Origin of the sequence: Barnesiella sp. An55 (genome assembly GCF_002161555.1) — a bacterium.
Lineage (GTDB): Bacteria > Bacteroidota > Bacteroidia > Bacteroidales > Barnesiellaceae > Barnesiella > Barnesiella merdipullorum.
In genome coordinates this window covers 73,984-97,244 of record NZ_NFHZ01000006.1, presented here as the reverse complement: position 1 = coordinate 97,244, position 23,261 = coordinate 73,984, and the positions used below count along the sequence as shown (strand labels likewise).

Annotated in this window: 19 protein-coding genes and 1 tRNA gene; 8 read left to right on the top strand and 12 right to left on the bottom strand. The window is 52.8% G+C overall.

Annotated features, from left to right (window positions below):
• Positions 1-32 precede the first annotated feature (32 nt).
• Complete coding sequence (gene pnp / locus B5G10_RS05355; RefSeq protein ID WP_087423709.1) at positions 33-2,219, bottom strand: polyribonucleotide nucleotidyltransferase; 2,187 nt, start codon at positions 2,217-2,219, stop codon at positions 33-35.
• A 271-nt stretch (positions 2,220-2,490) separates the two neighbouring features.
• On the opposite strand from pnp, the gene B5G10_RS05350 reads away from it, so the two are divergent.
• The 3 genes from B5G10_RS05350 to B5G10_RS05340 all read left to right on the top strand — a co-directional run bounded on the left by B5G10_RS05350 (position 2,491) and on the right by B5G10_RS05340 (position 4,832).
• Positions 2,491-3,633, top strand: coding sequence for a redoxin domain-containing protein (locus B5G10_RS05350; protein ID WP_087423708.1), 1,143 nt, complete (start codon positions 2,491-2,493; stop codon positions 3,631-3,633).
• A gap of 169 nt (positions 3,634-3,802) precedes the next feature.
• Complete coding sequence (gene greA / locus B5G10_RS05345; protein WP_025278542.1) at positions 3,803-4,273, top strand: transcription elongation factor GreA; 471 nt, start codon at positions 3,803-3,805, stop codon at positions 4,271-4,273.
• A gap of 163 nt (positions 4,274-4,436) precedes the next feature.
• Positions 4,437-4,832 carry an HIT family protein gene (locus B5G10_RS05340; protein WP_087423707.1) on the top strand — a complete coding sequence of 132 codons (396 nt, stop codon included), beginning with the start codon at positions 4,437-4,439 and terminating at the stop codon, positions 4,830-4,832.
• A gap of 108 nt (positions 4,833-4,940) precedes the next feature.
• Here B5G10_RS05340 and B5G10_RS05335 read toward each other — a convergent pair whose 3' ends face one another.
• The 5 genes from B5G10_RS05335 to aroQ are packed head-to-tail and all read right to left on the bottom strand — an operon-like array spanning position 4,941 to position 9,106.
• Positions 4,941-6,182 carry an FtsX-like permease family protein gene (locus B5G10_RS05335; protein WP_087423706.1) on the bottom strand — a complete coding sequence of 414 codons (1,242 nt, stop codon included), beginning with the start codon at positions 6,180-6,182 and terminating at the stop codon, positions 4,941-4,943.
• A 9-nt stretch (positions 6,183-6,191) separates the two neighbouring features.
• Positions 6,192-6,527, bottom strand: a complete 336-nt coding sequence (gene rbfA, locus B5G10_RS05330) for a 30S ribosome-binding factor RbfA (protein WP_087423705.1) — start codon at positions 6,525-6,527, stop codon at positions 6,192-6,194.
• A gap of 44 nt (positions 6,528-6,571) precedes the next feature.
• Positions 6,572-7,207 (bottom strand): O-methyltransferase, encoded by a 636-nt coding sequence (locus B5G10_RS05325; protein WP_087423704.1) that lies wholly within the window; start codon positions 7,205-7,207, stop codon positions 6,572-6,574.
• A complete protein-coding gene (gene pyk / locus B5G10_RS05320) occupies positions 7,204-8,667 on the bottom strand; it encodes a pyruvate kinase (protein ID WP_087423703.1) in 1,464 nt (487 codons plus the stop codon). Before pyk ends, B5G10_RS05325 begins: the two co-directional genes overlap by 4 nt.
• A 13-nt stretch (positions 8,668-8,680) precedes the next feature.
• Positions 8,681-9,106, bottom strand: a complete 426-nt coding sequence (aroQ, locus tag B5G10_RS05315) for a type II 3-dehydroquinate dehydratase (protein ID WP_087423702.1) — start codon at positions 9,104-9,106, stop codon at positions 8,681-8,683.
• Between the two features lie 387 nt (positions 9,107-9,493).
• On the opposite strand from aroQ, the gene xerD reads away from it, so the two are divergent.
• From xerD to B5G10_RS05295, 4 genes are all read left to right on the top strand, one after another.
• Positions 9,494-10,423, top strand: a complete 930-nt coding sequence (gene xerD / locus B5G10_RS05310; RefSeq protein ID WP_087423701.1) for a site-specific tyrosine recombinase XerD — start codon at positions 9,494-9,496, stop codon at positions 10,421-10,423.
• A 134-nt stretch (positions 10,424-10,557) separates the two neighbouring features.
• Complete coding sequence (locus B5G10_RS05305) at positions 10,558-12,240, top strand: tetratricopeptide repeat protein (protein ID WP_087423700.1); 1,683 nt, start codon at positions 10,558-10,560, stop codon at positions 12,238-12,240.
• Positions 12,241-12,475: 235 nt separating this feature from the next.
• Complete coding sequence (locus B5G10_RS05300; RefSeq protein ID WP_087423699.1) at positions 12,476-14,935, top strand: YfhO family protein; 2,460 nt, start codon at positions 12,476-12,478, stop codon at positions 14,933-14,935.
• Positions 14,936-14,953: 18 nt separating this feature from the next.
• The gene (locus B5G10_RS05295) at positions 14,954-15,679 is read left to right on the top strand and encodes a hypothetical protein (protein WP_087423698.1); all 726 of its coding nucleotides are present in this window, start codon (positions 14,954-14,956) and stop codon (positions 15,677-15,679) included.
• 6 nt (positions 15,680-15,685) lie between these two features.
• Here B5G10_RS05295 and ribF read toward each other — a convergent pair whose 3' ends face one another.
• Entirely contained in the window at positions 15,686-16,606 is a 921-nt protein-coding gene (ribF, locus tag B5G10_RS05290) for a riboflavin biosynthesis protein RibF (RefSeq protein ID WP_087423697.1), read from the bottom strand.
• Positions 16,603-17,238 (bottom strand): HAD family phosphatase, encoded by a 636-nt coding sequence (locus tag B5G10_RS05285; protein WP_087423696.1) that lies wholly within the window; start codon positions 17,236-17,238, stop codon positions 16,603-16,605. Before B5G10_RS05285 ends, ribF begins: the two co-directional genes overlap by 4 nt.
• A gap of 237 nt (positions 17,239-17,475) precedes the next feature.
• On the opposite strand from B5G10_RS05285, the gene B5G10_RS05280 reads away from it, so the two are divergent.
• Positions 17,476-17,549 (top strand) — tRNA-Ile (locus tag B5G10_RS05280).
• A gap of 177 nt (positions 17,550-17,726) precedes the next feature.
• Here the strand turns inward: B5G10_RS05280 and kbl are convergent.
• The 4 genes from kbl to B5G10_RS05260 form a co-directional block, all read right to left on the bottom strand.
• Positions 17,727-18,920: a glycine C-acetyltransferase gene (kbl, locus tag B5G10_RS05275; protein ID WP_087423695.1), complete on the bottom strand. Its 1,194-nt coding sequence runs from the start codon at positions 18,918-18,920 to the stop codon at positions 17,727-17,729.
• 6 nt (positions 18,921-18,926) lie between these two features.
• A complete protein-coding gene (locus tag B5G10_RS05270; RefSeq protein ID WP_087423694.1) occupies positions 18,927-19,883 on the bottom strand; it encodes an NAD-dependent epimerase/dehydratase family protein in 957 nt (318 codons plus the stop codon).
• Positions 19,884-20,162: 279 nt separating this feature from the next.
• Positions 20,163-21,962: a DEAD/DEAH box helicase gene (locus tag B5G10_RS05265; protein ID WP_087423765.1), complete on the bottom strand. Its 1,800-nt coding sequence runs from the start codon at positions 21,960-21,962 to the stop codon at positions 20,163-20,165.
• Between the two features lie 240 nt (positions 21,963-22,202).
• Positions 22,203-23,255 (bottom strand): tyrosine-protein phosphatase, encoded by a 1,053-nt coding sequence (locus tag B5G10_RS05260; protein WP_087423693.1) that lies wholly within the window; start codon positions 23,253-23,255, stop codon positions 22,203-22,205.
• Positions 23,256-23,261: the final 6 nt, after the last annotated feature.

Here is a 23,261-nt window from a genome sequence, read left to right as displayed (position 1 = left end):
GCAGCTCGTGTATTCAGAGACCGAGTAGGTGTTTACTGGTTGTTCTTGTTTTCGTTTCTGTTTTCACCGCGACGACGGTCGTTGTTGCGCGGAGCTCTTTCGGGACGGGGCAACAGGGCTTTCATCGAGAGACGGTATTTGCCGGTCTTCTTGTCGATTTCGATGAGTTTCACGGTTACTTCGTCGCCTTCGTGGATACCCGAGGTCTCCATCGATTCGAGACGATCCCAGCTGATTTCCGAGATGTGGAGCAGACCGTCTTTGCCGGGGAGAATCTCGACGAATGCACCGAAGGGCAGAATCGATTTCACTACACCAGTATAGGTTTCGCCCTCTTCGGGTTGAGCCGTGATGGCTTTGATACGGCGTTTGGCATCCTGGATCGAGTCGAGGTTGGCTGCCGAGATTTCGATGTGACCCTCGTTGTTGATCTCGTCGATGGTAACGATGGCACCGCTGGCTTCCTGGATGCTTTGGATGATTTTCCCGCCCGGGCCAATGACGGCACCGATCATGTCTTTGGGGATAATCATCGTCTCGATGCGAGGAGCGTGCGGCTTGAGGTCGGCGCGCGGTTCGGCAATCGTGCTGGTGATGATGTTGAGGATGTGCATGCGGCCTTCGCGAGCTTGGTTCAAGGCTTTCTCGAGTACCTCATAGGAGAGACCGTCGCACTTGATATCCATTTGCGTAGCGGTGATACCGTCGCGTGTACCGGTTACCTTGAAGTCCATATCGCCCAGGTGGTCTTCGTCACCGAGGATATCGGAGAGGATGGCATATTTTACATTGTCTTTATCGGTAATCAAACCCATGGCGATACCCGATACCGGTTTCTTGATTTGTACACCGGCGTCCATGAGGGCGAGTGTTCCGGCGCAAACGGTAGCCATCGACGACGAGCCGTTCGACTCGAGAATATCCGATACGACACGGATTACATAGGGATAATCCTTCGGGATCATGCGCTTGAGGGCGCGGTTGGCCAGGTTGCCGTGACCGATTTCACGACGGCCTACGCCACGTTGAGCTTTGGCTTCGCCGGTCGAGAAGGGCGGGAAGTTGTAGTGCAGCAGGAAGCGGTCGCGACCTTGGTTGAGCACGTCGTCGAGAATCTTTTCGTCGAGTTTGGTACCCAGCGTAACGGTGGCCAGGGCTTGTGTCTCACCACGGGTAAATACGGCCGATCCGTGAGGACCCGGCAGGTAATCGACTTCGCACCAGATGGGACGAATCTGCGTCGTGGTACGACCGTCGAGACGGATGCCTTCGTCGAGGATGCAACGGCGCACGGCCTCTTTCTCTACATCGTGGTAGTAGCGTCTTACCAGAGGTTCTTTTTCGGCGAGCTCCTCTTCGCTCAAGCCGGCCAGATAGTCATCGACGATAGCGTCGAAGGCGTTTTGACGGGCGTGCTTGTCGGCATTACCCGAGCGGGCAATGGCATAAGCCTTGTCGTAGCATTTGTCCCATACGTCTTTGCGCAGATCTTCGTCGTTGGTCTCGTGGCAATATTCGCGTTTTACGGTCGAGCCTACGGCTTCGGCCAGTTCTTTCTGAACGAGGCAGTGAACTTTGATGGCTTCGTGGGCGGCTTTGAGGGCCTCGAGCAAATCGGCCTCCGAAACTTCGTCCATTTCGCCTTCTACCATCATGATGTTCTCATAGGTGGCACCTACCATCAGGTCCATATCGGCTTTTTCGAGCTCGGCGAAGGTGGGGTTTATCTTGAATTTGCCGTCGATGCGGGCTACACGTACTTCCGAAATAGGTCCGTTGAAGGGGATATCCGATACGGCCAGGGCAGCCGAAGCAGCCAGACCGGCCAGGGCATCGGGCATGTCAACACCGTCGGTCGAGAACAGCATGATGTTCACGAAGGTATCGGCGTGATAGTTGTCGGGGAACAAGGGACGCAATACGCGGTCCACCAGACGGGCGGTGAGTATCTCGTAGTCTGAAGCTCGGCCTTCACGTTTGGTAAAACCTCCGGGGAAACGGCCGAAAGCTGAATAACGCTCTTTGTATTCTACTTGCAGAGGCATGAAATCCACGCCTTCACCGGCTTCTTGTGCCGAACATACCGTGGCCAACAGCATGGTGTTGCCCATGCGCACTTCGACGGCCCCATCGGCTTGCTTGGCAAGCTTGCCGGTTTCGATGGTGATGGTCCTTCCATCACCCAAATCGATGGTCTTCTTAATAACTTGTTTAATCATAAAATCGATTTTTCTATATTTTTTTCATCTCAAAATCACGCAAAGATAATGAAAGTTTGGATGCAAAACTATGATTATGAAATAAAAATGAAAAAATATAACGACTTATAGCAGTTTGGTGTGGAAAAAGTGTACTCCTGGTCGATTCGTTTCTGTCATTTTGCTTTTGGCGGAGGGAGAGTAGCATATTGCATTGTATGAAAAAACAGCTATCTTTGTGACTGTTTTTCCCCTTTGGGAGAAAACAGACTTCAACTTAAAGTTTGCAATCATGAGAAAGTGGATATTTTTATGTGCGATAGCCGTGGCCTTTACCTCGTGTAACAAGCGGCAGTTTACCATCGAGGGCAATGTGGCCGATGCTGATGGACAGACTCTCTACCTCGAATCGTTGGCTACCGATCAGGCCGTTGTTCTCGACTCGGTACAGCTCGACGGAAAGGGTGCTTTCAAATTCAAACAAGAGGCTCCGCAATATCCCGAGTTTTACCAGTTGCGGTTGAACGATGCGGTGGTACACTTTGCCATCGACTCGACCGAGACACTCTCTTTCTTGGCCAAGGCCGTCGATTTTGCCGACGGTTACGAGCTCACCGGTTCGGACGAGTGTACCAAGATGCGTATTGTTACCGACGAGAGCGGCAAGTTGAAAAGCCGTATCAACGAGCTCAACCAAGCTGTATCGGCCAACAGCAGTCAGGTCGATACGTTGCGTGCGCAAGCCATTCAAGCGTTGGCCGAGTATAAGTCGAAGATGCTCAATCTGGTGCTCGAAAATCCCTCGGCCGCCGCTGCATACTACATTGTATTTCAAGAGATAAACGGCAGTAAGGTTTTCGATCCCTACGATGCCGAAGATCGCAAACTGATAGCTGCCGTAGCCACGGGTTTCGACATGCGCTATCCCGAGTCGGCCCGTACCAAGCAATTGAAACAGATGACTTTGGCTGCCATTGCTGCCGAGCGGGCTGCTCGCCAGAATAGCACCGAGGCTCTCGAAGCCCAGGTTACGTCGTATATCGATATAGAACTTTACGATCTGCGGGGACGTAAACAGACTCTCTCCGACCTGGTAAACAACAACCGAGTGGTGTTGCTCAGTTTCACGGCTTATCAAACCGACTATTCGCCGGCCTACAACATGAAACTGGCCGAGCTTTACAAGAAGTACAAGGGTAGTGGATTGGCTATTTATCAAGTTTCGCTCGATGCCGATGAGCAGGCCTGGAAAGTGACGGCCGACAACCTGCCGTGGATATGTGTGCGTGATCCGCAAAGCGTTTATTCCCGTAATGCCGCTTCCTACAATGTACAGAAGTTGCCTACCTGTTTCGTAATCGACAGGAACGACGGTATTGTGAAGCGCATCGAGAAAGTCGATGAAATAGAAAGCGCTATACAATCTCGACTTTAAGTCGCAAAAAAACAAACTTTTGACGATTCTGGACGTTTTTTTTTGGAAGATCAAAAAAAGAGCGTATCTTTGTCACAGTGAAATCACAAAAAGGAGTCCCGGCTAACGGCGGGATTTCTTTTTTGTTTAATAAGGAATAATAATTTATAAACACTATAGGAGTAAAATTATGGCTATTACGTACATGACCGAAGAAGGTTATAAAAAGCTGATGGAAGAGATCGCTTATCTCGAAAATGTGAAGCGTCCCGAAATCTCGCGCGCCATAGGCGAAGCCCGCGATAAAGGTGACCTCTCGGAAAATGCCGAGTATGATGCTGCCAAAGAGGCTCAGGGCATGCTCGAAATGAAAATCTCGCAGTTGAAAGACCTCGTGGCCAATGCCCGTTTCATCGACGAGAGCAAGTTGAACACCCATACGGTTCAGATCTTGAACACGGTAACTATCAAAAACGTAAAGAACGGTGCGGTGATGAAATACACCATCGTGTCGGAGTCGGAAGCCAATCTGCGTGAAGGCAAAATCTCGGCTACGACTCCTATCGCCAAGGGCCTGCTGGGCAAGCAAGTAGGCGATGTGGTTGAGATTCAGGTACCCTCGGGCCTGATGTCGTTCGAAATCGTTGATATTTCCATTTAACCCATACGCCGGTATGCTCACGATGCATATCGGCTTTTTTGTTACAAGCGTTCCCCCGCTCTCTCCTATAGTTTGCAGAGCGGGGGAACCTCTTTTTTATAGGCTATCGGTACAGGTTTCTAAATGATTTGTTACCTTTGTAGAAACTAAAATACAAGAGATTATGGCAACCCTATTTAGTCGTATCGTAGCCGGTGAAATCCCGTGCTACAAAGTCGCAGAAGACGAGAATTACTTTGCATTTCTCGACATCAATCCCGTAGCCAAGGGTCACACGCTGGTGATTCCCAAAAAGGAGGTCGATTATATTTTCAATCTGGACGACGAGACCTACACCGGTCTCACCCGTTTTGCCAAGCGAGTAGCTCAGGCTCTCGAGAAGGCTGTGCCCTGCAAACGGGTGGGCGTGGCCGTGATGGGGCTCGAGGTCCCTCACACGCACATACACCTGGTGCCTATCAACCGGGAGGCCGACATGAATTTCTTCGGCGAAAAACTCTCGCTCGACGCTGCCGAGATGCAGGCTATCGCCGACGCTATTGCCCGCGAAATGAAGTGACGGATATAGCATTTATTGGAAACAAGACAGGCGGCTCAAAAACTTGAGCCGCCTGTCTTGTTCTTTATATTATATTAGGTGGATTCTTAATAAGTAAAGGTGTTGCCGTTATTCCCGGTTCGATTTCTCGGCCAGCAATCGCTTGCGCAGGAACTTGGCCGGATACCAGGCGGTGACGAACCCCAGAATGAGAACGATGGCCGTCACGGCCAGCGTGTCGAACAGTTCGAGCCGCACGGGGTAGGCATCGGTGATGAACATCCCTTCAGTACTGCCCAGTTTCAACAGTCCGTACTCCTGTTGCAGATAGCAGAGTATCACGCCCAGAATAAGTCCCGAGCCGGCTCCGATAGCCGAGATGAGCCACCCTTCGGCTAGGAAGATGCGAGAGATGAGGCGGTCGTCGGCTCCCAGATTTTGCAGGGTGTCGATGTCGCGTTTCTTGTCGATGATAAGCATCGAGAGGGCTCCTATCACGTTGAAGGTGGCAATCATAAGGATAAACGAGAGAATGAGGAAAGTAATCCATTTCTCGATCTGTACCCATTTGTACCAGTCGTTCTGCTCGATGTGGGTGGCTACGCGATACGAGTCGCCCAAGGCCTCTTTCAGCTTTTGAGCCACCTCCTTCTCGGTGTGGCCGGGGGTAAGTCGCAGTTCGATAGCGGTCGCCTCGGTGGTGTAGCTGAACATTTCGCAGGCGGTTGCCAGAGGCAGTATTACCAGCTGGTCGTCGTAGATGGCCTGGTTGGAGCAGAAGGTGCAGGCCACGAAAAGTCGCCGGCTGTTAAACGACTGTGCCGGGTTGGCCAGATTGACCCGCCCCAGGCGGTTGGGGGCATAGAGCTCGACGGGATAGGGGGTATTGCTGGCAATGCCCAGTTGGCCGGCAATACCGATGCCCAGCGACACGTAGTCGATGCGCCCGTCGTTGAGCATGAAAGTGCCACTCGACACAAGCTCTTCGATGTGCGACAGCTGGGTGTAGTTGTCGGGTACACCCTTTACCAGCACGGGTTGTTGACGGTCTTTGTATTGGCACAGGGCGTTCTCTTCGATAACGGGTGAGAATACGGCCACCTCGGGCCACGAGGCTATCTGTTTTATTTCGGGAGCCTCGGTGTCGAGGGTCTTCCCTTCGCGAGGGGTAATCTTTATCTGCGGGTCTATCTGCGAGTAGAGCGAGCCTATGAGCTGGGTAAAACCGTTATAGACCGAGAGGGTGCAGATGAGTGCCAGCGTGGTAATGGCTACCCCGCATACCGATACAATCGATATGGCATTGATGGCGCTGTGCGACTTCTTGGAGAAGAGGTAGCGCCAGGCTATTTTGCGGGAGAGCCTGCTCATCGTTGCCTCCTATTTCTTGAGCAGATTGTCTATGTTTTCGATATAGTCGAGCGAGTCGTCGAGGAAGAACGAGAGCTCGGGAGTCTTGCGCAGTTGGTAGCGCACCCGTTGCGACAGTTCGTAGCGGATAGTTTTGGCATTGGCGTTGATGTTGGCAATCATCTCGGCCCCCTTTTCGGGCGGGAAGATGCTCAGGTAGGCTTTGGCCGTACTCAGGTCGGGGCTTACCCGTACCACACTCACCGAGACGAGTATGCCGTGGGTCTTGCGGGTTTCGCCCAGGAATATGTCGCTCAACTCCTTTTGCAGCAGGCGGCTTATTTTGTTCTGACGTGTTGTTTCCATATAGTTCCTTTTTTTAGATATAACAAAATTGTGCAAGGGTAGGGTTATGGCTTTTTCCACAAGATGGTGAGTCCGTCGCGCAGAGGCAGAATCACCTTCTCTACCCGGTCGTCGGTGGCGATGAAGTCGTTGAACCGTTCGATACCTATCGTTTGGGCATCGCGGCTGTGAGGGTCGGTCACCACCTTGCCGTCCCACAGGGTGTTGTCGGCGAGGATAAACCCCTCGGGGCGCACCTTGGGCAACACGAGCTCGTAGTATTTGAGGTAGTCGCGCTTGTTGGCATCGATGAACACGAGATCGTAGGTGTCGGTGAGGGTAGGGACAATCTCGAGGGCGTCGCCGATGATGAGCTTGATGCGGTCGCCTACGGGCGAACGGTCGAGATAGCTGCGGGTGAAGTCCTCGATTTCGTCGTCGATTTCGATAGTGTGCACCTCGCCGCCTTCGCACAGTCCTTCGGCCAGGCAGAGGGCCGAGTAGCCCGTGAAGGTTCCCAACTCGAGGATGCGCCGCGGCTTGATCATGCGACAGAACATCTTGAGAATACGCCCTTGCAGATGGCCCGATACCATGCGGGGTCGCAGGTGATACAGGTGAGTATTCCTGTCGAGCGCGGCGAGCAACTCATCTTCGCGGTCGATGTGGTTCAATATGTAATCTTCCAGTTCGAGCGTCATGCTTCCGAGTCTTCCATGTTGGGTAGTGTATAGTGGTTGAAGTTGTCGAGCACCTCGCCTATGCGGTTTATCTCGAGGAATGTGGTACCCTTTCCTTCTCCGAATCCTCCACCCAGATAGGCAATGAGGTCGTTGCGGTCGATGAGGTGCTGCTCCATAAGGTGGTTGAGCCCGTTGAACAGGTATTCGCGCGAGGTGCGGGTGCGCTCCTGGTAGAGGGGGAATACCCCATACGAGAGGGCCAGCAACCGTATCGTGCGTTCGTAGTAGCAGATGGCCAGTACCGGGTATCGCCCCCGGTATGCAGCCACATAGCGGGCCGTGCGGCCGGTGTAGCTGTCGGTGATGATGGCCTTCGTGCCCAGTTTGTTGAAGGTCTTTACAGCCTGCTTGGCAAGGAACGAGGTCACATCGGGCTCATCGGGCGAGATAACCCGGATATTGCTTTCGGTGAGTTTGTTGTGCTCGGCCTCTTCGGCTACACGGGCCATGGTGGCAACCGCCTCGACGGGGTATTTGCCGTAGGCCGTTTCGCCGCTGAGCATGAGGGCATCGGTGTGCTGGTAAATGGCATTGGCGATATCGGTCACCTCGGCCCGGGTAGGACGGGGATTCTTGATCATCGAGTGGAGCATTTGGGTGGCAACGATAACCGGTTTCTTGGCCTGGATGCACTTTTTGATGAGTCGGGCCTGGATGCCGGGAATCTTCTCCTGCGGTACTTCGATACCCAGGTCGCCCCGGGCTACCATCACGCCATAGGCAGCCTCGAGTATTTCGTCGATATTGTCCACACCCTCCTGATTCTCGATTTTGGCAATAATCTTGATTGGACTTTTGTATTCGTCGAGAATGGCTTGTATGTCGAGCACATCCTGTTTGCTGCGTACAAACGAGTGGGCTATGAAGTCTATCTCCTGTTTGATGGCGTAGTGAATGTTGCGTATGTCGCGCTCGGTGAGCGAGGGAAGGTTGATGCGTACCCCCGGCACGTTGACGCTTTTGCGGGAGCCCAGTTCACCGTTGTTGAGCGACTCGCACAGCAGGTCGTCATTCTCTTTGCCGCGCACGACAAACTCGAGTTCGCCGTCGTCGATGAGGATGTGGCTGCCCACCTCCAGGTCTTTGGCAAAGAAGGGATAGTTTACCCCGATGTATCCGTTGCCGGTGAGGGTCCCTTCGCGACCGGTGATGCGCACGATATCGCCCGTGGCGAATGTGAGGTTGTTACCGTCGGCCAGTGCGGTAGTGCGTACTTCGGGGCCTTTGGTATCCATGAGGATGGCTATTTTGTTGGAGACGGCGCGCACGTTGTTGATGATTTTGCGGAATCCCTCTTCCTGTAAGTGGGCCGAGTTCATGCGCACGACGTTCATGCCGTTGTCGTAGAGTTGCTTGATAAAATCGACATCGCAGCGCGAGTCGGAGATGGTTGCTACTATTTTGGTATATTTGGTCATAGGTGAGTGTGGATTAGCGTTTTTTTTCAATCAGAGCTTCGATAGCCAGCCGATATGAATCGAGTCCGAATCCGATAATCGAGCCGGCGGCTGCGGCTGCTATCATGGAGTGGTGACGATACTCTTCGCGGGCGTGGATGTTGGAGATGTGTACCTCGACTACGGGGGCTGTCACAGCCCGTATGGCATCGCTCAGGGCGATGGAGGTGTGGGTGTAGGCTCCGGCATTGAGCACGATACCGTCGCAAGAGTATCCCGCCTCCTGTATCTTGTCGATGAGTACACCCTCGATGTTGGACTGGAAGTAGTCGATGTGGTGGCTCGGGTAGCGCCGGCGCAACTCGTCCAGGTAGTCGTCGAAACTTCTTTCTCCATAGACGCTCTTTTCCCGTCTCCCCAAAAGGTTGAGGTTGGGCCCGTTGATGATGAGTAGATTCATAATGAACAATCTTTTTTATGGTGAGGAGAATCTATCCTATCGAAATTCCCTCCGTTTTTTTTATTTGTCTTTAGTTGGTGGACCGGATATGGCTCGAGATAAAAATATCTGAAACAAGTTTCAACATTCTCTTTTCCTCTCACCTCTCGCTATCTTTGCAGAAGATAGGATGCGTCTCAGTAATAAAAATCAAGCAAGCTAGTTTTTTCTACTTTCTACTTTCGCTATCTTTGCCCCTAAAGCAATACCCGGGGCGTTTGTCGAGGACAATCGGCCCCCCCCTCTTGTGTGAATACTTGTGGCTCCTACCCCCAGGAGGTTTTCAAGCGCTATTCCCAAGATAGGGCAAAAGTATAGAAAAAAAATGAGATATCGGGTAAAAAGAGTATGTCAATAGTCGATGCAGATAATTTATTGAAGCGTTTTGGCCGTTATTTGAAACTCGAGCGGGGTCTCTCGTCCAATACGGTCGAGGGATATCAATGCGATGTCGAGAAACTTATCGGCTTTATCGAGACCGAAAATCTTGACTGGAGGCAAGTCACGGGCGACGACCTGCACCGGTTTGTGTGCACACTGCAAGACTTGGGGATAGGCCCCCGGTCACAAGCCCGCATCATTTCGGGGGTCAAGTCGTTTTTCGGCTTCTTGAAAATGGAGAAACTGATCGACGACGACCCCTCGGAACTGATCGAGACCCCCAAACTGGGCATGAAATTGCCCGATGTACTCACCGTCGATGAGATAGATCGCATGGTCGAGTCGTTTGATTTGTCGCGACCCGAGGATCGTCGCAACCGGGCCATCATCGAGACTCTGTATGGTTGTGGCTTGCGGGTGTCGGAGCTGGTAGGGCTGCGCATCTCGGACCTCTACCTGACCGATGGCTACATTATCGTAGAGGGCAAGGGCGAGAAACGCCGGCTGGTCCCCATCTCGCAGAATGCCATACACGAGATAAACCTCTACCTGGCCGACCGGCAGGAACTGGATATCAAGCGAGGCAGTGAAGATATCCTCTTCTTGAACCGGCGGGGCGCCAAAATGACCCGGGTCATGGTGTTTTATATCGTGAAACGGGCCTGCGAACAGTGCGATATCCGCAAGAAAGTGAGCCCCCATACCCTGCGTCATACCTTTGCCACCCACCTGCTCGAGGGAGGGGCCAACCTGAGGGCCATCCAGCAGATGCTGGGGCACGAAAGTATCACGACCACCGAGATATACACCCACCTCGACAGGCAGTTCTTGAGGCAGGAAATTCTGCAACATCACCCCCGAAACCAGCAAAGACCTGCAAATAATGGGGGCGAATAAAAAAAAATTGTATAAAAATAGTGAGAGTGTTCTATTTTTGTTTATTTTTGCCTTAAATATGAAATGCACTAATTCTGTTCTTCAAAAGGAAAAAGAAATATTTCAAAAATAAGTGTAACCAAACAATTATTATTATGATTAAGAAAATCTATCTTCCCCTAATGCTTCTCATGACATTGGCATTTGTAGGGTGTAACAAAGACATGAAGCCGTTATCGGCCGATTATTTTACGGTGACCCCTTCTCCTCTTGAAGTAGTAGGTGGCCAAGTTCCTGCAACTGTTACCGGAACTTTCCCTGAAAAGTATTTCGATAAAAAATCGGTAGTGACCGTAACTCCCTATCTGGTTTATGCCGATGGCGAAACTGCCGGTACTCCGTTTGTTTATCAAGGGGAAAAGGTAGAAGGCAACAACCAAGCCATTTCTTACAAAATGGGTGGTGTTGTTTCGATGCCTGTAAACTTCAAATACATTCCCGCTATGCGGAAATCGGAACTGCAACTGGCTTTCAAGGTTGAAAGAGGCAACAAAACCTATGAGCTTCCCCGTGTAACGGTAGCCGAAGGTGTTATCTCTACGGCCGAAATCGCCAATGCTCAAGAGGTGAACCCCGCTATCACGCCCGATAAGTTCCAACGTATTATCAAAGAGACTTATTCGGCCGACATCATGTTCCTTATCCAACAAGCCAACCTGCGCGCCGAGCAATTGAAATCGGAAGAGATGAAAGCTCTCCACAACGAGATCAACGCTGCTGCCGAGGCTCCTAACAAGGAACTCACCAACATCAACATTTCTTCGTATGCTTCGCCCGATGGTGGTGTTAAACTCAATACTACACTGGCCGAAAACCGTGAGAAAAATACGGTTAACTACATGAAGAAGAGCTTGAAGAAAGACAAAGTTGAAGCCGACATGACCGCCGAATTTACGGCTCAAGACTGGGAAGGTTTCCAGGAATTGGTTTCGAAATCGAACATCCAAGACAAAGAGCTCATCCTGAACGTACTCTCGATGTACTCCGATCCCGAACAACGCGAGCGTGAAATCAAGAACATGTCGTCGGTATTCGAAGTACTGGCCGAAGAGATCCTCCCGCAACTGCGTTATTCGAGAATCACGGCTTCGGTTAACGTAATTGGTAAATCGGACGAAGAGATCTCGAAACTGGCTCAAGAGAATCCCGATTCTCTCTCGGTTGACGAATTGCTCTATGCCGCTACGCTGGTAAAGACCAACAAAGAGAAAGCCGATATCTATGCCAAAGTTGTAGAAATCTATCCTAACGACTATCGTGGTTACAACAACTTGGGTATGGTTCAATACGAAGAAGGCGACCTCGCTGCTGCCAAAGCAAACTTCGAGAAAGCTGCTCGCATTGCTCCCAATACTCCCGAGGTGGCTATGAACCAAGGTTTGATCGCCCTCTCCAACAACGATTATGCAAGTGCCGAACAAGCTTTTGGAAAATCGGCTGGTGTTGAGGAACTCAACGAAGCTCTGGGTGTATTCTACATGAAGAAAGGCGACTACAATGCAGCTGTAAAAGCATTTGGCGATGTTAAATCGAACAATGCCGCTCTGGCTCAAATCTTGGTAAAAGATTACAGCAAGGCAAAAGCTACGTTGGCCGGTGTTGAAAATCCCAATGCCAATACGTACTATCTGATGGCTGTTCTGGGTGCTCGTACCAACAACGAACAAATGGTTGTTTCGAACCTGAAGAAATCCATCAGCATGGATTCTGCAAAAGCTCAACAAGCCGCTACCGATCTTGAATTTGCCAAATTCGATATCGCTTCGCTGGTAAAATAAGTTAGCAGATAAATAGACCATCATAGGGCCGGGGTTGCATGTCAATCCCGGCCCTCTTTTTTTTGTAGTGGGGCCAAGGTGTCATCGCCTGGCCTCGGGCGGCAAGGTCGAGTGCGGGAGCCTGAGGCTAAACAAGCAGGGGACAATCGTGGTTTTTGTTTCAGATTGTCGGTCTGAGAGCGTGATAATTACGGTTAAACTTGTACATTTGCAAAAAAAATACAGATTCGTAACAATGAAAAGTCGTAAGAACCTTTGGGCCCTGTTGCCGGTACTGTTGTTTGTCATACTGTCGTTTGTCTATTTCTCGCCCGATGTCATTGAGGGTAAGATCTTGTTTCAACACGATACCCAACAAGGGTTGGCTATCGGTCACGAAGCCCAAACCTATGCCGAGCAAACAGGCGAGAGACCTCGTTGGACCGGTTCGCTCTTCTCGGGTATGCCTACCTTCCAGATAGCGCCTGCCTACTCGAGCAATGCCCCGCTCAAGGGATTGCAACAGGTCTATAACCTGTGGCTGGTGTCGCCCGTGTCGCTGGTGTTTATCATGATGCTGGGCTTCTATATTCTGTTGCTCACGCTCAATGTGCGGTGGTATCTGGCCGCCTTCGGAGCGGTAGCCTATGCCTTTTCGTCCTACTTCTTTATTATTATTGCGGCGGGTCACATCTGGAAGTTTACGACCCTGGCCTACATACCGCCTACGATAGCCGGTATTATCCTGGCCTATCGGGGTAAATATCTGTTGGGCGGAGCGCTGGCCGCTCTCTTCGGAGCCTTGCAGATTATGTCGAATCACGTACAGATGTCCTACTACTTCCTCTTTGTTATCTGTGCCTTTGTCGTTGCCTATGGGGTGGAGCACTACCGTGCGCACACGATGCCCCGTTTCTTCAAGGCGACCGGGGTTCTGGTGGTAGCTGCTCTGTTGGCAGTTGGGGCCAATGCCTCGAATCTGTACCACACCTATGAATATTCCAAAGAATCGATGCGTGGAGGCCATACCGAGCTGACCCCGCTCGATGCCGATGATGCCGATAAAGCTGAAAAATCGGCCGGTAAAGGGCTGGACAAAGACTACATCACCCAATGGAGCTATGGCAAGATGGAGACCCTTACCCTCTTGATTCCCGACAGCAAGGGTGGTGCCAGCGGCCGTCTCTCCGAGAGTGAGCGGGCGGTAAAGGCTGCCAATCCCGAGATACGGCCTTACCTGTCGCAATTCGATCGCTATTGGGGCGACCAGCCCGGCACGTCGGGCCCGGTCTATGTAGGAGCCCTCATTTTCTTCCTCTTCGTGCTGGGTTGCTTCATTGTGCGCACACCGCTCAAATGGGCCCTGCTGGTAGTCACGATTCTGACGATTATGCTCTCGTGGGGCAAGAACATGATGTGGCTTACCGACTGGTTTATCGACTATTTCCCCATGTACAACCGGTTCCGCACGGTATCGAGTATCCTGGTGGTGGCCGAGTTCTGTATGCCGCTGCTGGCTGTGCTGGCGTTGAAGAAGATATTTGACGATCCATCGATTCTCTCGCGCGAGAAACGCTGGTTCTATGTGAGTGGAGCCATTGTAGGTGGTATCGCCCTGTTGGCTGCTCTTGTTCCCAGTTTGTTTGATACCTTCTTGAAAGAGTATGAACGGAAGGCTATTGGGGAACCCGGTTATGCCGAAATATTTGCCTATATCATCGAGGCCCGCAAGGCAATATTTACGGCCGACGCCTGGCGCTCGTTTATTATTGTAGCCTTGGGCTTTGCCGTATTGTGGCTGCTGCGTGAGAAGAAAGTGAGTGCTACCGTGGCCATGGTGGCCTTGGCGGTGATTCTCGTGGGCGATATGTATCCCGTAAACAAGCGTTACCTCAACAGTGGCAATTTCGTGACACCGGCCCGCAAGACCAATCCCTTCCCCATGACCGATGCCGATCGCTATATCTTGCAAGACAAGGATATGAACTACCGTGTATTCAATATCGCTACCGGTGGAGATATAGAGGCCAGCTTCAACGAGCCTCGCACTTCGTATTACCACAAGTCGATAGGTGGGTATCATGCCGCCAAATTGCGCCGGTATCAAGACCTCATCGAACGGCAACTCGTGCATATGAATATGAATGTGTTGGATATGCTCAATACCCGCTATATCATACAACCACTCGAGGATGGCAACGTGACCGTTGTGCGCAATCCTGGAGCACTGGGCAATGCCTGGTTTGTGTCGGAGGTGAAGTGGGTCGATAATGCCGATGCCGAGATGGCGGCCATTACCGACTTCGACCCGTCGCACACGGCGGTGGCCGATCGTCGCTTTGCCCGGGAGATTGGCGATAAGGTGGTACCTCCCGCAGCCGGCGACACCATTTACGAGACGGCCTACAAGCCCGACGAGCTCACCTATCGCTATCGTTCGCAACAAGGTGGTTTAGCGGTCTTCTCCGAGATTTATTTCCCCTGGGGCTGGCAAGTGACTGTCGATGGAAAATCGGTCGATATGGCGCGTGTAAACTATGTATTGCGGGCTGTCAATTTGCCGGCCGGTGAACACGAGGTGATATTCCGTTTCGATCCGCAGTCGGTACACACTACCGAGGCCATTGCCTATGTGTCGCTTTTCCTTATCCTGGCCGCCTTTGTGGTTACAGGCATCGAGTATTGGAGGCGGCGTAAGTCGGTACCGCAAGATTAAGATAAACCGTTGGGGACTATGCAGAAGAAGTTCTGGAAAGAATATACTTCGCCGATGAGCCGCATGCGTCAGGCATGGGGCTTCGGTATCCATTCGCCTTTTGCCTTTCGTCTCATCACGAAGGTGATACGCGAGAAGGCTCGCTATTATGCCTATGACGATGTAGAGACGATAGCGCGTGCCCATGTGGTCGATGCTCTGCAGCGGCGGCAGAAACGGCAGCGCAAGCTCATTTCGAAGAGTAGAGGCAGGCTCTTGTTCCGACTCACCAATTTCTTCCGCCCCGACGATATTCTCGAGATTGGTTCCTCGTGGGGCATCTCATCGCTCTATCTGCGGCTGGCCGAGCGGTCGGCCCGATTGACCGTGATCGAACCAAACGTCGAGATTGGCGATTTTGCGCAAACGCTGTTTACCCGGGTAGGTGAGCAGGTCGATTTTGTGCGGGAACCTTATGCCCTCTCTATCCCGGCCTATTTGGAGCGTGAGCGAGAGGGGCTCTATGTGGTGGTGAATCGTCTGCCCAAGGCTCAATATCGGGCCTTACCTCAATTGCTCGACCCGGTACTCGACAAACCTTCGTTGCTTGTGATTGACGGTATTCGCCGCAACAGTGCCGTGAAAGAGTGGTGGGAGGCTCTCCTCAAGGACGAGCGGGTGCGGGTGACCATCGACATGAAAAACGTGGGGTTTGTCTGCTGCAACCCGAAGCTGAACAAGCAGGACTACCAGGTTTCGTTATAGGGGAGATTACACTAAGATTTTACGGATAGCCGCCTCGTCGGCCACCAGTTGGGTGCGTAGAGCCTCGGTGTTGGCAAAAGTCCGTTCGGGGCGTATGTACTGTACCAACTCGACAGCCAGATTCTCGCCATACAGATTGCCCGAAAAATCAAATATATTGGCCTCGATGCTGTAATCGTTGGGCCGGTTCAGCGTAGGGCGGTTGCCTATGTTGAGCATGCCTCCGTAGCGCCGGCCATCGCCCAAGACAATGTGCACGGCATATACCCCGTTTGCCGGAATCAGTTTGTCGGGATAGTCCATGTCGATATTGGCCGTGGGGAATCCCAGTTCGCGCCCCACATGAAACCCGTTCACCACCTTACCGTGCAGCGTGTAGGGGTAGGAGAGCAGTCGGTTGGCTGTAGTCAGGTCGCCTTGTAACAGCAGCTTGCGGATAATCGACGAGCTCACAGGTCCGTCGTCGGTCACCAGCTCGTCGGCATGGAGAATCTCCATACCCAGTTGCTGCCCATATCGCACGTAATCGTCGAACCCTTCGGCCCGGTTGTGGCCGAAACGGTGGTCGTAGCCGATGATGAGCCCCTTTACCTGTAGTTGCGACGATAGTATTTGGAGGAATTCGAAGGCCGACAACTGGGACATCTCGCGCGTGAAGTCGAGGAAAACAACCCGGTCGATACCCGTCTGGCGTAGCAGGGCCTCTCGTTCCTGCGGCGAAGTGAGCATGCGGAAGGGTACCTCGGGATGCAGCACCTGCTGGGGGTGTGTGCGAAACGAAATCACGGCCGAATCGAGTCGCCGGGCAGCCGCTTCGGCCTCGACCCGGGCAATGACAGCCCGGTGGCCGCGGTGCACGCCGTCGAACACGCCAAGGGCGGCAAAGAGGGGACGAGTGGTCGATGTTTCGTGAGGAACTGCTGTCATCGGCAATCGTTGAAAAAAGAGGTTATGCCGCTATCGGCCGTAACAAGATGAGTCTTGAATCCGAGTGCGGCAGCCGCGTCGAGGTTCTTTTGAGAGTCGTCGAAGAAGAGCGTCTCTTGCGGCACGATGTGCGAAGCCTCGATGACCTTCTCGAAAATCTCGGCATCGGGCTTGCAAGCCTTTAATTGATAGGAGAGAAAGATTTCGTCGAAATAATCGTTGACCGTCAACCCCTCCTGGGCAAAAAAGTCGGCGATTTTCGTATCGTACATGATGGGGTTGGTATTGCTCAGCATCATTACCTTGAAGCGGCCGCGGAGTTTGCGCAACAATTGCAACCGCTCGACGGGAATCCCTATGAGAAAGGCGTTGATGGCATCAACGATTTCGCGATCCGATACCTCGTCACGCCCGATGCGCCGACGCATATAACCGAGGAAGTCGGCTGCCGATATCTCGCCCGCCTCCAGTTTCCTGAATTCGCCCTGTTGCCCATAGAGGCCCAGCATCTCGCCGGCCCGGGTATCACCCAAAGCCACCAAAGCATCGACACACCGCTGTTGGTCGAGGTCGATAATGACACCACCCAAATCGAATAACAAATTGCGGATACCCGTCAACGAAGTTTCCATGCCATCTCCAGTTAAGTGGTACAAAAGTAGCGAAATTTGTGCAGCTATCGGGTATTTGTAAAGAGATTTTAGTACAATCAGGGGCCGGCAGCTCGTGCGGTCCACTCCCCTACAGCCTTGTCGAGCGCTCTTCGAGAGCCCATCACCAGTGCCATATTTTGAAGAAAAACGGCAAAATATTTGTGCCTTTCTGCGAAAACCGCTATCTTTGCACTCGCTTACGGAAATATCCGTGCCGGTCCTATAGCTCAGTTGGTTAGAGCATCTGACTCATAATCAGGGGGTCCTTGGTTCAAGCCCAAGTGGGACCACAACGAAACGACAAAGGCGAGACTCATGATGGGTCTCGCCTTTGTTTGTTTTACCCAGTCTAAAGATGAGATTTGATTTCTCGCGCCTCTCTTGCATGTGATGTTAGGTCTGAAAAAACAAGACGCCTCTCTTCGGGAGAAGGGAGACGTCTTGTGGGTATGGAGGAAATAAAATTTCTATTTGAGTACGCCCAGATTCTTGGCTACTTTGATAAAGGCTGCGATGCAGGTATCGAGCTCTTCGCGGGTGTGTGCGGCCGAGAGCTGTACGCGTATGCGGGCTTGTCCTTGCGGCACTACGGGATAGTAGAAACCGGTTACATAGATACCCTCGTCGAGCATTTGTGCGGCAAAGGTCTGCGAGAGTTTGGCATCGTAGAGCATAACGGCGCAGATAGCCGATTGGGTGGGTTTGATGTCGAATCCGGCGGTCAGCATCTTGTCGCGGAAGTAGTTGACGTTTTCCACAAGGCGGGTGTGGAGCTCGTCGCTCTCGTCGAGCATCTTGAACACTTCGATACCGGCGCCTACGACGGCAGGGGGCAGCGAGTTGGAGAAGAGATAGGGTCTCGACCGCTGGCGCAGCATGTCGATAATCTCTTTGGGCCCGGTGGTGAAGCCGCCGATGGCTCCGCCGAAGGCTTTGCCCAGTGTGCCGGTGTGGATGTCGATGCGGTCGTAGAGGTTGAAGAGTTCGCTTACGCCGCGTCCGTGAGGACCTACGACTCCGGCCGAGTGGCACTCATCGACCATGACCAGAGCATCGTATTTCTCGGCCAGGGCGCATATCTTGTCCATGGGAGCTACGTTGCCGTCCATCGAGAACACGCCGTCGGTTACGATGATGCGGAAGCGTTGGGCCTGAGCCTCTTGCAGGCAGTGCTCGAGCTCTTCCATGTTGGCGTTGGCATAGCGGTAGCGTTTGGCTTTGCACAGGCGCACACCGTCGATAATCGAGGCGTGGTTGAGGGCATCGGAGATGATGGCGTCTTCGGCCGTGAAGAGGGGTTCGAACACACCGCCGTTGGCATCGAAGCAGGCGGCATAGAGAATCGTATCTTCGGTTTTGAAGTAGCGGGCGATTGCTTTTTCGAGTTCGCGGTGCAGGTCTTGTGCGCCGCAAATGAACCGTACCGACGACATGCCGAATCCGTGGGTGTCCATCGCTTTCTTGGCAGCGGCGATGAGCCGGGGATTATCCGAGAGACCCAAGTAGTTATTGGCGCAGAAGTTCAGTACTGTACCGCTTTTTTCGGCAATTCTGATGGCCGAACTTTGTGGGGTAATGATCGTACGTTCTTCTTTGTACAATCCGTCGGCCTTGATCTCGGCGAGCTGTTTGGCCAGGTGCTCTTTCATTTGTGTGAACATAGGCGTTTATTTAAGGAGTTTCTTTTTGAGGTGTTCAATCATATCGACCGACATCGACTCGAGGTCGTAGTCGGGTTTCCAATCCCATTCGGCGCGGGCACAGGAGTCGTCGAGCATGTCGGGCCACGAGTCGGCAATCTGCTGACGCACGGGATCGATTTTGTATTCGGCCACGAAGTTGGGGTAGAATTTTTTGATTTCGTGGTAGATGATTTCGGGATCGAAACTCATCGAGGCGATGTTGAACGAGTTGCGGTGTTTCAGTCGCGAAGGGTCGGCCTCCATGAGCATGACCATGGCTTTGAGGGCATCGGGCATATACATCATGTCCATATATGTGCCTGCCTTGACGGGAATCTCAAATTTCTCGCCTTTGACGGCGGCGTAGTAGATCTCTACGGCATAGTCGGTGGTGCCGCCGCCGGGCAGGGTCTCGTAGGAGATGAGCCCGGGGAAACGTACCGAACGTGTATCTACGCCGTAGCGGTAGAAGTAGTAGTCGCTCAACAGCTCGCACGATACCTTGCTCACCCCATAGATGGTGCGGGGGCGTTGGATGGTCTCTTGCGGGGTTTTCATCTTGGGCGACGAGTCGCCAAAGGCGCCTATGGAGCTGGGCGTGAAGAGTGAGCATCCTTTTTCGCGCGAAATTTCGAGCAGGTTGAGCACACCGCCTATCTGTATGTTCCAGGCCAGCAGGGGTTTCTTTTCGGCTTGAGCCGAGAGTATGGCTGCCAGGTTGTAGATAGAGTCGATTTTGTATTTGTCGATGATGGCTGCAATCTGGGCGGCGTTGGTTACGTCGGCTACTTCGAGGGGGCCGCCGTTTTTCAGTTCATCGCTCAGGGGCACGCCCTCGATATATCCGGCTACGACATTGTCGCTGCCATACTCCTTGCGGAGTTTCGTCATTAGAGCCGACCCAATTTGGCCGGTCGATCCGATTACAAGAATTCTTTTCATGTCTATGCTGCCTTTTTAACCGGGTTGATGTGCATTGAATAGATTTATTAAGGTTCCTTGGGGCAAATATACACAAATTTTGGGGCCGTTGTTATTTCGTGGGGTATTATCTTTTGGGCCGGGCTGTTATTTCTCCAGGGGTGAAAGTCGTGGGTTGGAGGGCGACCGGTTATGTGGGGGAGAAAAAAGGAGGCACCCCCGATGGTTGATTATGGATATCGGGGGTGCCTGATGCTTTTGTAACCCGTGGCGGGTGCGGGTCTCGTGTATCGGTGGCGTTTATTTGCGGCGTTCCTTGCGGGAGTTGCCTGTGCGGCGCTCGTGTTTGTAGCGGCTGTCATCACCGCCTTTGCGAGAGCGGCCATAGTGCTTGTCGCCCTTGCGGCGGCTGTCGTTTTCTTTGCCTCTCTTCTTGCCTTTGGCTGCATAGTCCTTGTCGGTGGCAATCTCGGCATAGATGCGGTGGCCGTAGAATTCGCATCCTTTCAGGGCTCCTACTACTTTCTTGGCAGCACCCTTTTCGACGTCGAAGAGCGAGTAGGCCGGCAGCAGGTCGATGCGTCCGATATTTACCCGCCCGGGCACGAGCGAGTTGATCATCTCGATGAGGTTGGGTGGGAAGAAACCGTGGGCTTTGCCCAGGTTGATATAGATGCGCTCAAATCCCTCTTCGGCCGTGCGGCTGTCCTTGTCGCGAGTCTTGCGCCCCTCTTTGGGCGAGTTCCCCTCTTTGGGCTTGCGGGTGTTCTCGTCGGGCAGGTCGAGGTCGGGGGTGTCGCGGTAGTAGTCGATGAGTCGGTTGAACTCGAGCGAGACGATGCGTTTGATGAGGTCTTGTTCGTTGAGCCACCCCAGTTTGCGCGAGATGTTGGGCAGATATTTGGCAATCTCCTCTTCGTTCACCTTCACCTTCTCGATACGGTCGGCCAGGTTGAAGAGCTGTTTCTCGCAGATTTGTGCGCCGGTGGGTACCATACCTCGCTCAAATTTCTTGCCGATAATCTTCTCGATGGCTCGCATCTTGCCTTTTTCGCGGCTGTGGATGATGGCCACCGACACGCCCGACTTCCCGGCCCGGCCGGTACGGCCGCTGCGGTGGGTGTAGGTTTCGATATCGTCGGGCAGACCGTAGTTGATGACGTGGGTGAGGTCGGTCACGTCGAGCCCCCGTGCAGCCACGTCGGTAGCCACGAGCAGTTGCAGGTTGCGCAGGCGGAACTTCTGCATCACGGCGTCGCGCTGGGCCTGCGACAGTTCGCCGTGCAGCGAGTCGGCGTTATACCCGTCGGCGATAAGTTGGTCGGCAATCTCCTGGGTTTCGCGGCGGGTGCGGCAGAAGATGATGCCGTATATGTTGGGGTAGTAGTCGGCGATGCGTTTGAGAGCCTGGTATTTGTCCTTGGCGTGTACCATGTAATAGACGTGACGCACATTCTCGGCTCCTTCGTTGCGGCTGCCCACGACAATCTCTTGGGGGTTGTGCATGTAGGTGCGGGCGATCTGTTCGATTTCGCGCGGCATGGTGGCCGAGAAGAGCAGCATTTTGCGCTCTTGTGGCACTTGGGCGAGGATGGCGTTGATGCTGTCGAGGAATCCCATGTTGAGCATTTCGTCGGCCTCGTCCATGATGACGGTCGAGACGTGGTCAAGGCGTACGGTTTTCCGCTCGAGCAGGTCGAGCAAACGTCCCGGCGTAGCTACGATAATGTGAACTCCTTTCTTGAGGGTGCGTATCTGGCTCTCGATACTCGAGCCTCCATATACGGGCAAGATGCGCAGTCCGTCGATATATTGTGAATAGTCGGTGAGGTCGCCGGCAATTTGCAGGCACAGTTCGCGAGTGGGCGAGAGGATGAGGGCCTGGGGCTGACACAGGTCGAGGTCGATGCGTTGTATCACGGGCAGGCCGAAGGCAGCAGTCTTGCCCGTGCCGGTTTGAGCCAGAGCTACCAGGTCGGTCTCTTCGTTCAGGAGGTGGGGGATTACCTGCTCTTGAACGGGCATGGGATTCTCATATCCCATCTCGGTAATCGCTCTCAGTATCTCGTCGCAGATACCTAATTCTTGAAATGTCTTCATCGGTGTGATTGTCAAATTTGGGCTTTATCGCAGGGGCACAAGGCCTTTTTCGTCCTCAAACAGGGCTAAGGGGAGAGGGTGAATAAAAACTTGTCGTACGCTACGAGTTTGATTTACGCCGGCAAAGGTACGAAAAAAATGCGATATATTGCGAAGGGCGGGTCGTCTCTTCGATTCCACTCGGGTGTGATGTGTGCGGGGGAGTGTGTTGAGTTGGCGGGGTGATTCCCTGTGACAGAATCAGCGTAACAGATACTCTTTGAGCTGTTTTCGCTTCTCGGGGGTTACGCCCAGCTCCTGCTCGAGGTAGTTGTTGATAGAGCCATACTCTTGGCGAATGTAGTCGCGGGCGTAGGAGAGGAAGCGGCTGTCGGCCGTTTGGATGAGCGAGAGGGCCTCTTGGGTACCGTCGCAACAATCTTTGGGGTCGAATGAGGTGCGGCGTTTGTCGAAGTAACGATTGGAGAGGAGGTAATCGTTCATGATCACCTCTTCGGGCATATCAAGAGCACTTAGCAACAGCGACACGGCAAAGCCGGTATAGTCTTTACCATTCACACAACTGAGCACGATGGGATAGTTGTCTTCGACCAGCAACTGGTTGAACATCGACTTGAAAGCCCGTTTCGAGCCCGATACCATGGCTACATACAGGTCTTGCATGAAGAGGTTGGCATCGCCTCGTCGCAGCTCTTCTTTCTGGAGGCGAGGCAACAGGTTTTGCCGATAGTGAAGGGCTCCCGGCAGGTTGATGACGTTGTCGAGCTTGAGCTCGGGGCTGGGCTTGATGACATCCTCGCTGTCTCTGAAATCGATGAGGGTTTTGATGCCCATGTTGTTGATGCGGTTTATACTGCTGGCCGTCAAGGTGTTGAACTCGCCCGAGCGGAATATTTTTCCCCATCGCAACTGTTTGCCGTTTTTGGAGGTATAGCCACCCAGGTCTCTGAAGTTTTCGATGTATTTCAGCCGTTCGGCCCGGGCTCCCACAACATGGTCGTCGTTCCCGTTGAACCGCAGCAGGAAGTAGGAACGTTGGGCTTGCAGTGTGTCGGGGATGAGGATGTATCCGTTTTGGATGCTGGTTGTCTTTATCGGGTTTTTATCGGTATCGAAGTGTTCGGGGTCGGTCGATTGGTAAATTTGTACCTCGCCTTCGATTTTCGGAGTCGTCTCCCACTTCAACAAATAGTTGTTTCGCTGGTCGATTTCACAAGCCACATCGATATCGGCGCTGTGCGTGGCGCAAGCGCTCAATGCGAGGAGCAGAGAACAAAATTGTAGATAACGCATATCTGT

What these genes read in the sequence shown, in the direction of transcription:
- rbfA (WP_087423705.1), bottom strand. Translation starts at nt 6,527, where the DNA reads ATGGAAACAACACGTCAGAACAAAATAAGCCGCCTGCTGCAAAAGGAG.
- B5G10_RS05260 (WP_087423693.1), bottom strand. Translation starts at nt 23,255, where the DNA reads ATGCGTTATCTACAATTTTGTTCTCTGCTCCTCGCATTGAGCGCTTGC.
- kbl (WP_087423695.1), bottom strand. Translation starts at nt 18,920, where the DNA reads ATGTTCACACAAATGAAAGAGCACCTGGCCAAACAGCTCGCCGAGATC.
- pyk (WP_087423703.1), bottom strand. Translation starts at nt 8,667, where the DNA reads ATGACCAAATATACCAAAATAGTAGCAACCATCTCCGACTCGCGCTGC.
- ribF (WP_087423697.1), bottom strand. Translation starts at nt 16,606, where the DNA reads ATGACAGCAGTTCCTCACGAAACATCGACCACTCGTCCCCTCTTTGCC.
- pnp (WP_087423709.1), bottom strand. Translation starts at nt 2,219, where the DNA reads ATGATTAAACAAGTTATTAAGAAGACCATCGATTTGGGTGATGGAAGG.
- B5G10_RS05295 (WP_087423698.1), top strand. Translation starts at nt 14,954, where the DNA reads ATGCAGAAGAAGTTCTGGAAAGAATATACTTCGCCGATGAGCCGCATG.
- B5G10_RS05335 (WP_087423706.1), bottom strand. Translation starts at nt 6,182, where the DNA reads ATGAGCAGGCTCTCCCGCAAAATAGCCTGGCGCTACCTCTTCTCCAAG.
- B5G10_RS05285 (WP_087423696.1), bottom strand. Translation starts at nt 17,238, where the DNA reads ATGGAAACTTCGTTGACGGGTATCCGCAATTTGTTATTCGATTTGGGT.
- aroQ (WP_087423702.1), bottom strand. Translation starts at nt 9,106, where the DNA reads ATGAATCTACTCATCATCAACGGGCCCAACCTCAACCTTTTGGGGAGA.
- B5G10_RS05340 (WP_087423707.1), top strand. Translation starts at nt 4,437, where the DNA reads ATGGCAACCCTATTTAGTCGTATCGTAGCCGGTGAAATCCCGTGCTAC.
- B5G10_RS05300 (WP_087423699.1), top strand. Translation starts at nt 12,476, where the DNA reads ATGAAAAGTCGTAAGAACCTTTGGGCCCTGTTGCCGGTACTGTTGTTT.
- B5G10_RS05305 (WP_087423700.1), top strand. Translation starts at nt 10,558, where the DNA reads ATGATTAAGAAAATCTATCTTCCCCTAATGCTTCTCATGACATTGGCA.
- B5G10_RS05350 (WP_087423708.1), top strand. Translation starts at nt 2,491, where the DNA reads ATGAGAAAGTGGATATTTTTATGTGCGATAGCCGTGGCCTTTACCTCG.
- greA (WP_025278542.1), top strand. Translation starts at nt 3,803, where the DNA reads ATGGCTATTACGTACATGACCGAAGAAGGTTATAAAAAGCTGATGGAA.
- B5G10_RS05325 (WP_087423704.1), bottom strand. Translation starts at nt 7,207, where the DNA reads ATGACGCTCGAACTGGAAGATTACATATTGAACCACATCGACCGCGAA.
- B5G10_RS05265 (WP_087423765.1), bottom strand. Translation starts at nt 21,962, where the DNA reads ATGAAGACATTTCAAGAATTAGGTATCTGCGACGAGATACTGAGAGCG.
- B5G10_RS05270 (WP_087423694.1), bottom strand. Translation starts at nt 19,883, where the DNA reads ATGAAAAGAATTCTTGTAATCGGATCGACCGGCCAAATTGGGTCGGCT.
- xerD (WP_087423701.1), top strand. Translation starts at nt 9,494, where the DNA reads ATGTCAATAGTCGATGCAGATAATTTATTGAAGCGTTTTGGCCGTTAT.